Raw genomic sequence first — 12,037 nt, 5'->3', positions numbered from 1 at the left:
CGCTCCGGTTTTGGACTTTTTTTCATAAACGGCACTTTCCTTTCATAGATTAATAGCAAGTGCCAATCTTTTGAAGGAGGGACGCCGCTCATGAAGCAAATTGCCCTGCAAAATCCTGTCAGCCGCCATATCCGGGAAAACTCCTCTATTTATGCATTTGTCATCGCGTTGTTCCTGATGGGCGTCATTTTTGGCGCCGTCATCGTCAACAGCCTGTCGATCGCACAGAAAGAAGACTTGTTTTTTTATTTAAAGCAATTTTTCGGACAAGTCTCAACCGGCAAACTTGCCGCGCCTGAGGACCTGTTCCGTTCAAGCTTCCTGCACAATTTGAAATTTCTCGGCCTCATCTGGCTGCTCGGGATTTCGATCATCGGCCTGCCGCTCATTCTTGTTCTCTTATTTTTAAAGGGGCTTGTCGTCGGGTTTTCGATCGGTTTTCTTGTCAACCAGATGAAATGGGGCGGTTTTTTGCTTTCGTTTGTGACCGTTCTCCCGCAAAATTTGTTGATCATTCCTTTGTTTATTTTCACCTCGGTGATGGCTGTCATGTTTTCCTTGAACCTGATCCGGAAAATTTTTATGAAACAGGCTGCCCACTTTGCTTTTTTTCAATTGTTTTTAAAGTATTGCAGTGTGCTTCTCGCTGTTTTCATCGCATCTCTCGCGGCTGCCTGCATCGAGGCTTATCTTTCCCCGCAGCTGATGCAGGCCGTGATGAAGATGATTCATTAAAATGATTCTTAAGTAATAAATGTTGTTTTTAACTGTTTATAATCATTTCATTTTGACTATTTCCCTTAATCTGCTATAATATCAGAGACAGCGGCAAGGGGGAGGAATCATGGAAGAAGCTCGTATTGATAGAATTAAGAAGCAATTGCATTCGGCCAGTTACAAACTGACGCCGCAACGGGAAGCAACCGTGCGCGTTTTGCTGGAACATGAAACAGACCATTTAAGTGCGGAAGATGTATACCTCCTTGTGAAAGAAAAATCTCCTGAAATCGGCCTGGCCACCGTTTATCGCACGCTGGAACTGCTGTCCGAACTGAAAGTGGTGGACAAAATCAATTTTGGCGACGGGGTATACCGTTATGACCTGAGGCAGGAAGGCGCCGCACATTTTCACCATCATCTTGTCTGCATTGAATGCGGCGCGGTGGACGAAATTCAGGAAGATTTGCTGGAAAATGTCGAAAAAGTTGTGGAAAGCCGCTGGAATTTTATTATAAAAGACCATCGCCTGACATTTCACGGGATTTGTTACCGGTGCCAGCAAAAAGAAAAGGGAAACGAAAACGGAAAAAACGAAAAATAACCGGCCTTTTCGCACGACGAAAAGGTTTTTGTTATAACACCGCATTTTTCAGCCGGTTTTAATTTTTACATAAAAGGATGTATAAAACGGCGGAAGTCTGTCATAGCTTGTATGTAAAGCGATACAGAAAGGCGGGCGGGATATGCCGTGGCTGAAACTTTTGCTTCATGCGCTTAAAGTCTTCATATTATTTTTAAGCTGTACCTTGCTGTTCTACTTTGCCCTGCTTTGGGTGAACCAGGAATATGAAAGCTACCACCGTTATGAAAAACCAAAAGGCGCGGCTGTAAAGGTGAGTGCCGGGGACCATAAGCCTGCCTGGGCAGAACGGCTGCTGCTCTTTTATATGGATGGGGAGTAATCGGAATGGAAGATCAAATCAAAGATTTCATGCATTTTATGATCGTTGAAAAAGGGCTTGCTGAAAATACGGTCGCGTCCTACAAACGCGATCTGCACAATTATCTCCGCTATCTGCAAAAAGTGGAGCTTGTTTCATCCTGGAATGAAGTGACACGGTTTCACATCCTCCATTTTCTGAACTTTTTAAAACAGCAGGGAAAGTCCTCGAAGACGATTGCCAGGCATGTCGCCTCCATCCGGTCTTTTCATCAGTTTTTGTTGCGGGAAAAATTTGCGGGCCAGGATCCGACTGTCCATATTGAAACCCCGAAGCCCGAGCGGACGCTCCCGAAAGTGCTGAGCGTTCAGGAAGTGGAAGCGCTCCTTGCCGCGCCAAAAGGGGATACGCCCCTTCATATGCGGGATGCTGCGATGCTTGAACTGCTGTATGCAACCGGCATGCGTGTCAGTGAGATGACCGGCCTTAATCTTGATGATTTGCATTTATCGATGGGATTTATAAAATGTATCGGAAAAGGGGACAAGGAAAGGATCATCCCGGTCGGCCGCACGGCGTCGGCTGCACTTGACCGGTATTTAAAAGAAGGGCGCCCCAAACTGGTTTCAAAAACAACAAGAACGGATGCCCTGTTTTTGAACCATCACGGCGCCCGTCTCTCACGGCAAGGCTTTTGGAAAATATTAAAGGCGCTTGCGAAAAAAGCCAATATTGAAAAAGACATCACCCCGCACACACTGAGGCATTCATTTGCCACCCATCTGATTGAAAACGGGGCAGACTTGCGGGCGGTACAGGAAATGCTCGGCCATGCCGACATTTCCACAACACAAATTTACACCCATGTTTCAAAAACGAGGTTAAAGGATGTCTATGCGAAATTCCATCCAAGGGCTTAAACCCGCCGACTGCTTTTCCGGGCGCGGCGGTTTTGGCAGGGCCTCGTTTTTCGGGAACACAGGGGCAAATCAAAAACAGATCTTTAAGGCGCACGGCGTAAAAACCGTGCGTTTTTTATTTGTCCGGCAGCTGGCATTCCGCGGATGAAAAGAAAGGGAATTTATCCAGTATAAAAATGGCGCAACTGGAAAAAATGATTTTATGCATATCTCCCAGCGTGTACGGAGGTTTTGTTTTCACGTTTTACGATTTTACAAGTTGGAGGGTCATCATGAAGAAAATCATTGGTTTGGTTACCTGCTTCATGCTCGCTTCTGGCGTCCTTGTGCCTGAAGCGTTCGCAGCCGAAAAGAAAAATGAACTGGCGCCGGAAACGAAATCCGCCATTTTAATTGAACAGGCCACGGGCGAGGTGCTGTACAGCAAGAACAGCCATGAAGAATTGCCGCCTGCTTCCATGACGAAAATCATGACCATGCTTTTAATTATGGAAGCGCTCGACAAAGGCGAAATCAAAATGGATGAAAAAGTACGGACGAGCGAGTATGCGGCATCCATGGGCGGCTCGCAAATTTTTCTCGAGCCCGGCGAAGAAATGACGGTGAAACAAATGCTGAAAGGGATTGCGATCGGTTCGGCAAATGACGCGGCCGTTGCGATGGCGGAAAGAATTGGCGGAAGCGAGGAAGCTTTTGTCGACAAAATGAATGAACGGGCAAAAGCGCTCGGTTTGAAAAACACCCATTTTGAAAATGTGACCGGGCTCCCTGTCAAAGGCCACTACAGTTCAGCTTATGACATGGCCGTCATGGCGAAGCAATTGCTGAAACATCACGGCATTACAAATTTCACCGGCAAATATGAAGATTACTTAAGGGAAGGCTCCGATAAAAAGTTCTGGCTCGTCAATACCAATAAACTGGTCCGCCATTATCCGGGCGTTGACGGCCTGAAAACCGGTTTTACAAATGAGGCAAAATTCTGCCTGACCGCAACGGCAAAGAAAAACGGCATGCGTGTGATCGCCGTCGTTTTCGGGGCGCCATCAACAAAAGTGCGGAACGCCCAGGTTTCCAAAATGCTTGACTATGCGTTCAGCCAGTACACCTCCCATCCGCTTTACAGAAAAGGCGCGGTGCTTGATCAGGTCAAAGTGTCAAAAGGGAGCATGCGGCACGTCCAGGCGGTCACGAGCGAACCGGTATCGGTGCTGACGAAAAAAGGCGTCAAATTGTCAAATTTGAAAAAAAACGTGGAGCTCAAAAAAAATGTGCAGGCCCCCGTCCAAAAAGGCGATGAAATTGGAACACTGACTGTCAGCCAGGACGGAAAGGTGCTTGCAAAAACAACGCTTGTTGCCGACAAAACAGTGAAACGCGCAGGCTGGTGGCAGCTGTTTAAACGTGCGGCAGGCATGTTTGTCCAGAAAGATTGATGTCGAATCCGCCAGGTTTCTGTTTTTTTAAAGCTTCTTTTGTCTCCCAGAAGGAAAAACGGGAATCAAGGTCGAAATGACTCACTATTAACAGCGAAGGAGGCTTTAATTGTGAGTCTGGCTATTGACCTGGAAGTGAAAAAAGATGTCCTGTGCATCCGGCTGCAGGGGGAATTGGACCACCATACGGCTGAAAGCTTGCGTGCAAGCGTGACAAAAGCAATTGAAGAAAACGGCATCCGCCATCTTGTATTAAATCTGGAGCAGCTTTCCTTTATGGATAGCTCCGGTTTAGGCGTGATATTGGGAAGATACAAACAGATCAAGCAGAAAAACGGGGAAATGATCGTCTGCGCCATTTCTCCGGCCGTAAAAAGGCTGTTTGAACTGTCCGGCCTCTTTAAAATCATCCGCCTTGATGAATCGGAACAATACGCGCTGCACAGATTGGGGGTTGCCTGAATGAAAAATAAAATGCAATTGCAGTTTTCCGCGCTCAGCCGGAATGAATCTTTCGCCCGCGTGGCGGTTGCCGCTTTTGTTGCCCAGCTTGATCCGACGCTTGATGAATTGACCGAAATCAAAACGGTCGTATCCGAAGCGGTAACAAACGCGATTATTCACGGATATGAAGAAAACCCGGATGGAATGGTTTATGTATCGGCTGCCATTTGTGACGACGGCACGGTTGAAATTACCGTCCGCGATGAAGGGAAAGGCATAGCGGATATTGAAGAAGCCAGGCAACCGTTATTTACAACAAAGCCTGAACTGGAAAGATCCGGAATGGGCTTTACGATCATGGAAAACTTTATGGACGATGTAGAAATCCAGTCGCAGCCAGAATCAGGCACCATCATTCGTCTAAAAAAGCATTTGGCCTTGAAAAACGCCTTATGCAATTAAGGAGTCGTGCCGATGGATGCAGAACTGAAAAAGGCAGAAAATAAAGCCCGGTTAAAAGATGAGGAAGTGAAAAACCTGATCAGGCGCAGCCAGGAAGGCGACCAGGAGGCACGCGACCTGATCGTTGAAAAAAATATGCGCCTTGTCTGGTCGGTTGTCCAGCGCTTTTTAAACCGGGGATATGAACCGGATGACTTATTTCAAATCGGCTGTATCGGGCTGTTAAAATCGGTTGATAAATTTGATCTTTCGTATGATGTCAAATTTTCCACCTATGCAGTCCCCATGATCATCGGGGAAATCCAGCGGTTTTTGCGCGATGACGGGACGGTAAAGGTGAGCCGTTCTTTGAAAGAAACGGGCAACCGGATCCGCAAAATCCGCGATGAGTTAACGAAAAAGCTGGGGAGATCGCCGACCGTGCATGAAATTGCATCAGAACTCGGGATGCCGGTGGAAGAAGTCGTCATGGCGCAGGAGGCAGGCAAAGCCCCATCATCGATCCATGAGACGGTATATGAAAACGATGGCGACCCGATCACGCTTCTTGACCAGATTTCAGACCAGAACGACCAGAAGTGGTTTGACCAGATTGCCCTCCAGGAAGCGATCAGAGGGCTTGAGGAACGCGAAAGGCTGATTGTGTACCTCCGCTATTACAAAGACCAGACACAGTCCGAAGTGGCGGAACGGCTTGGCATTTCGCAGGTGCAGGTTTCACGGCTTGAAAAGAAAATACTTGAAGTGATGAAAGAGCGCATGGAATTGTAAACGTGCGCTTTTTTCATTCCCGGATGTGCCATCCAACTGAAGCGTTTTTCCCGAAAATAACACGGGATACACGGTTCCCCGGACTCCGGCAATGGAAAAAAGCACAGGAAGCGTGCAAAAGTGATCATACGATACATACAACATTAAACCGGTGCATGAAAATCTTCCAATATCACATACTACAAACACAACGTATGAAAGCAGGGGGTGAAGGCAGTGGATGAAACGATTTATTTGCGGCTCCGCCACCGTATTCGCGTCAATCCGGGCTTTACTGTAAAATTATCCCATATTGCCCAGATTCACGCGCCGTCCGGTATACAGGAAACCCTTTTGGACACTCCCGTCCAAACCATTTCCAAGGCTGACGGCAACACCGTTGTCATTGACATGATGAAAATTATTTCCAGTATCAAGAAAAAGGTTCCGGACGCTGCCATATCTCCTGTCGGCCCGGCGGCAACGATTGTGGAAGTAGCTGCAAAAAAGAGATACCTGCCGATTTTGTTTTTTATGTTGATTTGGATTTTGCTGTTTTTAGGTTCCGCGCTCGGGATTATCAATTTTCATGAAGACGTCGACATGCGGGCTGCCCAGGAAAAAATTTATTACCTGATTACAGGCATCCGCGACAATACGCCGCTTATGTTTCAAATTCCCTATACGCTCGGCCTCGGGGCGGGTATGGTGATTTTTTTTAACCATGCGTTTAAGAAAAAATTTAATGAAGAACCGAGCCCGCTTGAAGTTGAAATTTTTAACTATCAACAGGACATCGACCATTATATCCTGTTGAATGAGAATAAGGAGAACATGAAACATTTTGACCATCCTTAAGCAGATCTTCACCGTGTTTTGCGGGCTCGGCGGCGGGCTTGTGGCCGGCTGCGGGTATGTGGCTTTTTTAACAGTGCTTGGCATTGTGCCGCGGCTTGTCCAGTTGTCCAGGACGGAACGATTCATCCAATCATACGAATGGGCCGTTGTATTCGGGGTGCTGTCCGGGACATGGTGGGGGCTCGGTGGTGAAGGCGGCCGGCTTTCTGTAATTGTTGCGGCGCCTGTTGGGTTGTTTTGCGGACTGTTTGTCGGCATGCTTGCTGCGGCGCTCACGGAAGTGGTCAATGTCATCCCGATTTTTTCCAAAAGAATCGGAATGGACGGGCGTCTTGCCGGCGCATTGATGGCGATCGTGCTCGGGAAGGTGGCCGGCGCCTTATTTCAATGGCTTTACTATGTAAATCATTAAGAAAGGAATAACCGGCATGGTGGAAAAACGGCGGGTGATCCTTGTCACGGACGGGGATGAGTATGCGAAAAAAGCAATCGAATGCGTTGCGAAAAAAATTGGCGGGCGCTGTATTTCACAGTCATACGGAAATCCGACCCGGTTGAAGGGGGAACAGATCGTGGACCTGATCCTCAAGGCGGCCGGAGACCCTGTTTTTGCCATGTTCGATGATTCAGGGGTGATCGGCCCGGGATCCGGCGAAGAGGCGCTCACTTTTGTGGCCGGGCATCCGCACATCGAGGTGCTCGGCGTGATTGCGGTCGCATCGAAAACCCATCAGGCCGAATGGTCAAGGGTGGATGTATGCATTGACAATACCGGTGAAATAACGCCGTACGGGGTGGACAAATTCGGCATTCCGGAAATGGATTTGAAAAAAATCAACGGGGACACGGTTTACAGTCTTGACCGGCTGGACGTGCCCATTATTGTCGGTATCGGGGATGTGGGCAAAATGTCGAAAAAAGACGATTATCATATCGGCGCCCCGATCACGGAAAAAGCGGTACGCCTGATCTTGGAAAGGAGTGGGTTCAAGAATGGCTGAAGCAGGCAGGAAAAGGCCGATTTCATCCAATCCGGCAGAAGTGGAAGCATTTTTTAAAAATAAAGTCGGGCTTGGCATCAGCTATGATATCGGTGTCAGAAAAATTCGGGTCCTTGATGCAGAAATCCAGCTGTACTATGTCAACGGGCTCACGGAAACGATTTCGATTATCCAAATTATGAAAGAACTGCTGAAATTAAATAACGGCAAGTTTTCTTCCGGAAAAGTGCATGAACTTGTTGAAAATTATATCGTCCATATGCAGGTCGAAAAAGTCAAAACCTATGATGAAATGGTGGATAAAGTGCTGTCCGGGCTGATCGCCATTTATGTCGAAGGGAAGCAAGAAGCATTTATTATCGATGTTCGCAATTATCCGGGAAGGACGCCGATGGAACCGGATACGGAAAAAGTCGTCCGGGGTGCGCGTGACGGTTATGTCGAAAACATCGTCCTCAACACGGCCTTGACGCGGCGGAGGATCCGCGATGAGCGGCTGCGCTTTGAAATGATGAAAGTCGGCGAACGATCGAAAACGGATGTGTCGATTGCTTATATTGAAGGCGTGGCAGATCCGGACGTCATCGAAACGGTCAGAAAAGAACTGAAGGCGATCGATATTGACGGGATTACGATGGCAGATAAAACAGTGGAAGAATTTATTTTGAAGCAAAATTATAATCCTTTCCCGCTGATCCGCTATACGGAACGGGCGGACGTCGCGGCCACCCATTTGCTGGAGGGGCATGTGCTTGTATTGGTGGATACCTCCCCAAGCGTGATGATTATGCCGACAACGGTTTTCCACCATATGCAGCACGCCGAAGAATACCGCCAGGCTGCAGCAGTCGGCACGTTTATCCGCTGGGTAAGGTTTTTCGGGATTGCCGTTTCTCTTTTTCTCCTGCCCCTTTGGTATTTAGTGGCGGTGGAACCGTCGCTTTTGCCGGACCAACTGGATTATATCGGGCCGAATAAGCAGTCGCATGTCCCGCTTGTCCTTCAGCTTCTTATCGCTGATTTAGGCATTGAGTTTATGCGGATTGCCGCCATCCATACGCCGACGCCGCTCGCCACCGCAATGGGCTTGATTGCGGCTGTATTAGTCGGACAGATTGCGGTCGAAGCCGGGCTGTTTGTTTCGGAAGTCATTTTGTATGTATCCGCCGCGGCAATCGGGACTTTTGTCACGCCAAGTTATGAGCTGAGCGTGGCGAATAAACTTGTAAGAATGATTTTACTGATTATCGTGGCGCTTTTTAAAGTCAAAGGTTTTGTGATCGGCATCACCGTTTTTCTGCTGTTCCTTGTGTCCATCCGTCCGTTGAACACGCCTTATTTCTGGCCGTTTATCCCGTTTAACCCGCAGGCATTTTTCCAAATCCTGTTCAGAAAGCCGATTCCGGGCTCCAAATACCGCCCGAGCATTGTCCGCCCGGTCGACCGCTTCCGCCAGCCGCCTGAAGCTTGAAACTATTGCAGAAAGCCTGTTTTTATGTTAAAGTTAGTAGAAAATTAACGCAAAAGTTGCAGGAAAGGGAGCCGGATGCCTGCCCGGTTTATGCCGGGAAGGCTTCTCTCCCGATTGGCGGAATATTAGGTGGGGTTGAAAACATGAAGCATAACGGGTCGGTAAAGGTGAATGCAAAGGGGCATCTCGAAATCGGCGGTGTTGACACGGTAAGTCTCGCTGCCCGTTACGGAACGCCTCTTTATGTATATGACGTTGCTTTAATACGGCAAAGGGCCAGAGCATTCAAGGAAACATTCCGGAAACTCGGCGTCAAATCCCAGATTGCTTATGCCAGCAAGGCTTTTTCCGCCATTGCCATGATCCAGCTTGCAGATGAAGAGGGGCTGTCTTTGGATGTTGTTTCAGGCGGGGAGCTGTATACCGCACTTGCTGCCGGTTTTCCTGTTGAACGCATTCATTTCCACGGCAACAATAAAAGCCGGGAAGAATTGGAAATGGCGCTTGATGCCGGAATCGGCTGCATCGTTGCCGATAATTTTTACGAGCTTGACATGCTGGAAAATCTGTGTGCAAAAAAAGGCCGCAAAGTTTCCGCGCTCTTAAGGGTCACACCGGGCATTGAAGCCCATACACATGATTATATTTTAACGGGCCAGGAAGATTCAAAATTCGGTTTTGACTTGCAAAACGGGCAGGCGGAGGCAGCGCTGAAGCAGGTGCTGGCATCCGGCCGGATAAAACTGCTCGGGGTGCATTGCCATATCGGATCGCAAATTTTTGAAACAGCCGGCTTTGTCCTGGCTGTGCGGAAAATTATGGATAAACTGGACGAGTGGCATGCCAGGTACGGCTATCTTCCGGAAGTGCTTAATCTTGGCGGCGGTTTCGGCATCCGCTATACGGAAGAAGACCACCCGCTTCCGCCTGCTTATTATGTGGAAGAAATCGTCAAAGAAGTGAAGAAACAGGCCGGTTCCCGCCGCTTGCCGCTCCCCGAGATCTGGATCGAACCGGGCCGCTCGCTTGTCGGCGAAGCCGGGACGACGCTTTATTCAGTCGGGTCCCGCAAGGAAGTGCCGCATGTCAGAAAGTATATTGCGGTTGACGGGGGGATGAGCGACAATATCCGCCCGGCGCTTTATGACGCAAAATATGAAGCGGTGCTGGCCAACCGCGCGCTTGATAAGTGTGAAGAGACCGTATCCGTTGCCGGGAAATGCTGCGAATCAGGGGATATGCTGATTTGGGATCTGCCGCTGCCGAAGACAGGCAGCAATGATCTTTTGGCCGTATTCTGCACCGGCGCTTACGGCTATTCGATGGCAAATAACTATAACCGGATCCCGCGCCCGCCGGTTGTGTTTGTCGAAAACGGCAAAGATGCGCTTGTCGTAAAGCGGGAGACGTACGAAGACCTGATCCGCAATGATCTCCGCCTGCGCGTGCCGCTTTCTTGACAAATCCGCGGCGGGGAAGCGGATGGCGCCTGTTTTCCGGCTTTGCTTTTGGAAAATATTGTACGTGCCTTGTTTACTTTCTCTGAAATAGGAATATACTAATAAGTAAAGCGTTTGAATTAAATTGGATGATTACGAGGGATTCAGTATGTTAATTCGGTATAAAAAATCTTTCGATAAAATTGCCATGGGCCTGTTGTCCTTTATGCCAGATGAAAAAGATTTGAAAAAGCTGCAGCAAACAAAGCAATTGTACGAAACAGAGGACAACTGGCAGCTTTTTTTATGGAAAGAGGATGATGACATTGTCGGCCTGATCGGGGTAGTGCTGGATGGGGACAAAGTGGAAATCCAGCATATTTCCGTCAATCCCTCTTATCGCGACCAGGGAATCGGGAAAAGCATGGTCAAGGCTTTAAAACAAATGTATGAAGGAAAAGAAGTGGTTCCGAATAAATACATTGTTGACTTCTTCCATAAGTGTGCTGAAAAAGAAGACCCGTCCTGACCGGGTCTTCTTTTATTTCGAATACGGCAAAAAGGACCTGCCGGCTTGATCCCGGAGGCCCTTTTTACGGTTTTACCAGATATACGCACTGCCGACAATGATCAACAAAATAAAAAGCACGACAATTAACGCAAATCCGCTGCCCCAGCCAAAACCGTCAGCCATGATAACCCCTCCCTCAACAGTCATTACATGGTATACTATGTAGGCGCGCCGGAACATGTATGGACTCCTGCCCATCTGCGCGCTTTTGATTGGAGATGCATACGTTTCAGGCTATACTTATTTTGACGTTTTGAAAAAGGAACGGTGTACAATTTTATGGAATATAAAGTGAAAATCGGTGCGTTTGAAGGGCCGCTCGATCTGCTTTTGCATCTGATCCACCAGCTTGAAATCGACATTTACGATATTCCGGTGGCTGAAATTACCGAGCAGTATTTGGATTACATCCATACAATGAAAGAGCTTGAACTGGACGTCGCGAGCGAGTATCTTGTGATGGCGGCCACACTTTTGGCGATCAAAAGCAAAATGCTTTTGCCAAAACAGGAGCCGTCCGAACCGGATGAAGATTATACGGTGGAAGAAGACCCGCGCGAACAACTTGTCGAGCGCCTCCTGGAATACAAAAAATACAAGGAAGCAGCCGGCACATTCAAACGCCTTGAAGCCGGCCGCAACGAAATCTTCACCAAGCCGCCGAGCGATTTGTCGGCGTTTGCGCCGGACGCAGATGGAAAAAAAATCGGCGCCAATGTGACGATCTATGATATGATCGGCGCGTTAAATAAACTTTTGCGCAGAAAAAAATTGCAAAAACCGCTGTTTACCAAAATCACACGGCAGGAAATCTCGATCGAAGAAAGAATGGCTGAAATTTTAAAACAGCTGGAAACGGCGCCGGGAAGCGTCCAATTTTACGACTTATTCTCTTTTCATGATAAAGAACAAATTGTCGTAACTTTTTTGGCTGTTCTGGAACTGATCAAGCGCCATCAAATTATGGCGGTACAGGAAGAAAATTTCGGCGACATTACCGTTGTAAGGAAAGAGGGGGATTGAT

The 12,037-nt window shown here is 48.1% G+C and carries 16 protein-coding genes; 15 read left to right on the top strand and 1 reads right to left on the bottom strand.

From position 1 onward, the window contains the following. The first annotated feature begins 90 nt into the window (after positions 1–90). The 14 genes from spoIIM to NSU00_RS08430 all read left to right on the top strand — a co-directional run bounded on the left by spoIIM (position 91) and on the right by NSU00_RS08430 (position 10,971). A complete protein-coding gene (spoIIM, locus tag NSU00_RS08495) occupies positions 91–735 on the top strand; it encodes a stage II sporulation protein M (RefSeq protein WP_340702686.1) in 645 nt (214 codons plus the stop codon). 109 nt (positions 736–844) lie between these two features. Continuing rightward, a complete protein-coding gene (gene fur / locus NSU00_RS08490; protein ID WP_013859565.1) occupies positions 845–1,321 on the top strand; it encodes a ferric iron uptake transcriptional regulator in 477 nt (158 codons plus the stop codon). 142 nt (positions 1,322–1,463) lie between these two features. Next, entirely contained in the window at positions 1,464–1,682 is a 219-nt protein-coding gene (locus tag NSU00_RS08485; RefSeq protein WP_328004599.1) for a YqzK family protein, read from the top strand. A 5-nt stretch (positions 1,683–1,687) separates the two neighbouring features. After that, positions 1,688–2,581: a site-specific tyrosine recombinase XerD gene (xerD, locus tag NSU00_RS08480; protein ID WP_013859563.1), complete on the top strand. Its 894-nt coding sequence runs from the start codon at positions 1,688–1,690 to the stop codon at positions 2,579–2,581. Between the two features lie 272 nt (positions 2,582–2,853). Continuing rightward, positions 2,854–4,017, top strand: a complete 1,164-nt coding sequence (locus NSU00_RS08475; protein ID WP_029142089.1) for a D-alanyl-D-alanine carboxypeptidase family protein — start codon at positions 2,854–2,856, stop codon at positions 4,015–4,017. A 111-nt stretch (positions 4,018–4,128) separates the two neighbouring features. After that, positions 4,129–4,479, top strand: coding sequence for an anti-sigma F factor antagonist (gene spoIIAA, locus NSU00_RS08470; protein WP_014098106.1), 351 nt, complete (start codon positions 4,129–4,131; stop codon positions 4,477–4,479). Then, on the top strand, positions 4,480–4,923 hold the full coding sequence (gene spoIIAB, locus NSU00_RS08465; protein WP_013859559.1) for an anti-sigma F factor: 444 nt from the start codon (positions 4,480–4,482) through the stop codon (positions 4,921–4,923). Positions 4,924–4,935: 12 nt separating this feature from the next. Then, positions 4,936–5,694 carry an RNA polymerase sporulation sigma factor SigF gene (gene sigF / locus NSU00_RS08460; RefSeq protein WP_013859558.1) on the top strand — a complete coding sequence of 253 codons (759 nt, stop codon included), beginning with the start codon at positions 4,936–4,938 and terminating at the stop codon, positions 5,692–5,694. Positions 5,695–5,910: 216 nt separating this feature from the next. Then, on the top strand, positions 5,911–6,531 hold the full coding sequence (locus NSU00_RS08455; protein WP_017553619.1) for a stage V sporulation protein AA: 621 nt from the start codon (positions 5,911–5,913) through the stop codon (positions 6,529–6,531). Then, positions 6,518–6,943 carry a stage V sporulation protein AB gene (locus NSU00_RS08450; RefSeq protein ID WP_019720469.1) on the top strand — a complete coding sequence of 142 codons (426 nt, stop codon included), beginning with the start codon at positions 6,518–6,520 and terminating at the stop codon, positions 6,941–6,943. The genes NSU00_RS08455 and NSU00_RS08450 overlap by 14 nt, the downstream gene beginning before the upstream one ends. Positions 6,944–6,959: 16 nt before the next feature. Beyond that, positions 6,960–7,532, top strand: a complete 573-nt coding sequence (locus tag NSU00_RS08445) for a stage V sporulation protein AE (protein ID WP_017553617.1) — start codon at positions 6,960–6,962, stop codon at positions 7,530–7,532. Further along, complete coding sequence (locus tag NSU00_RS08440; protein ID WP_340703596.1) at positions 7,525–9,003, top strand: spore germination protein; 1,479 nt, start codon at positions 7,525–7,527, stop codon at positions 9,001–9,003. The genes NSU00_RS08445 and NSU00_RS08440 overlap by 8 nt, the downstream gene beginning before the upstream one ends. Positions 9,004–9,146: 143 nt before the next feature. After that, positions 9,147–10,463, top strand: a complete 1,317-nt coding sequence (gene lysA / locus NSU00_RS08435) for a diaminopimelate decarboxylase (RefSeq protein WP_340702682.1) — start codon at positions 9,147–9,149, stop codon at positions 10,461–10,463. Positions 10,464–10,611: 148 nt separating this feature from the next. Further along, positions 10,612–10,971: a GNAT family N-acetyltransferase gene (locus NSU00_RS08430; protein WP_017553614.1), complete on the top strand. Its 360-nt coding sequence runs from the start codon at positions 10,612–10,614 to the stop codon at positions 10,969–10,971. A 72-nt stretch (positions 10,972–11,043) separates the two neighbouring features. Here the strand turns inward: NSU00_RS08430 and NSU00_RS08425 are convergent, their stop codons facing one another. Further along, the gene (locus NSU00_RS08425) at positions 11,044–11,136 is read right to left on the bottom strand and encodes a YjcZ family sporulation protein (protein ID WP_014098115.1); all 93 of its coding nucleotides are present in this window, start codon (positions 11,134–11,136) and stop codon (positions 11,044–11,046) included. A gap of 156 nt (positions 11,137–11,292) precedes the next feature. Between NSU00_RS08425 and NSU00_RS08420 the strand changes: the two genes are divergently transcribed. Continuing rightward, the gene (locus tag NSU00_RS08420; RefSeq protein WP_013859550.1) at positions 11,293–12,036 is read left to right on the top strand and encodes a segregation/condensation protein A; all 744 of its coding nucleotides are present in this window, start codon (positions 11,293–11,295) and stop codon (positions 12,034–12,036) included. Position 12,037 lies beyond the last annotated feature (1 nt).

Source organism: Weizmannia sp. FSL W8-0401, assembly GCF_038009125.1.
GTDB classification, from domain to species: domain Bacteria; phylum Bacillota; class Bacilli; order Bacillales; family Bacillaceae_C; genus Weizmannia; species Weizmannia coagulans.
The sequence above is the reverse complement of the archived record's forward strand: the minus strand, read 5'-3'. Positions and strand labels throughout refer to the sequence as shown.

Excerpts from the sequence above, each read along its gene's own strand:
- spoIIM (WP_340702686.1), top strand. The coding sequence starts at position 91 with ATGAAGCAAATTGCCCTGCAAAATCCTGTCAGCCGCCATATCCGGGAA.
- fur (WP_013859565.1), top strand. The coding sequence starts at position 845 with ATGGAAGAAGCTCGTATTGATAGAATTAAGAAGCAATTGCATTCGGCC.
- NSU00_RS08485 (WP_328004599.1), top strand. The coding sequence starts at position 1,464 with ATGCCGTGGCTGAAACTTTTGCTTCATGCGCTTAAAGTCTTCATATTA.
- xerD (WP_013859563.1), top strand. The coding sequence starts at position 1,688 with ATGGAAGATCAAATCAAAGATTTCATGCATTTTATGATCGTTGAAAAA.
- NSU00_RS08475 (WP_029142089.1), top strand. The coding sequence starts at position 2,854 with ATGAAGAAAATCATTGGTTTGGTTACCTGCTTCATGCTCGCTTCTGGC.
- spoIIAB (WP_013859559.1), top strand. The coding sequence starts at position 4,480 with ATGAAAAATAAAATGCAATTGCAGTTTTCCGCGCTCAGCCGGAATGAA.
- sigF (WP_013859558.1), top strand. The coding sequence starts at position 4,936 with ATGGATGCAGAACTGAAAAAGGCAGAAAATAAAGCCCGGTTAAAAGAT.
- NSU00_RS08445 (WP_017553617.1), top strand. The coding sequence starts at position 6,960 with ATGGTGGAAAAACGGCGGGTGATCCTTGTCACGGACGGGGATGAGTAT.
- NSU00_RS08440 (WP_340703596.1), top strand. The coding sequence starts at position 7,525 with ATGGCTGAAGCAGGCAGGAAAAGGCCGATTTCATCCAATCCGGCAGAA.
- lysA (WP_340702682.1), top strand. The coding sequence starts at position 9,147 with ATGAAGCATAACGGGTCGGTAAAGGTGAATGCAAAGGGGCATCTCGAA.
- NSU00_RS08430 (WP_017553614.1), top strand. The coding sequence starts at position 10,612 with ATGTTAATTCGGTATAAAAAATCTTTCGATAAAATTGCCATGGGCCTG.
- NSU00_RS08425 (WP_014098115.1), bottom strand. The coding sequence starts at position 11,136 with ATGGCTGACGGTTTTGGCTGGGGCAGCGGATTTGCGTTAATTGTCGTG.
- NSU00_RS08420 (WP_013859550.1), top strand. The coding sequence starts at position 11,293 with ATGGAATATAAAGTGAAAATCGGTGCGTTTGAAGGGCCGCTCGATCTG.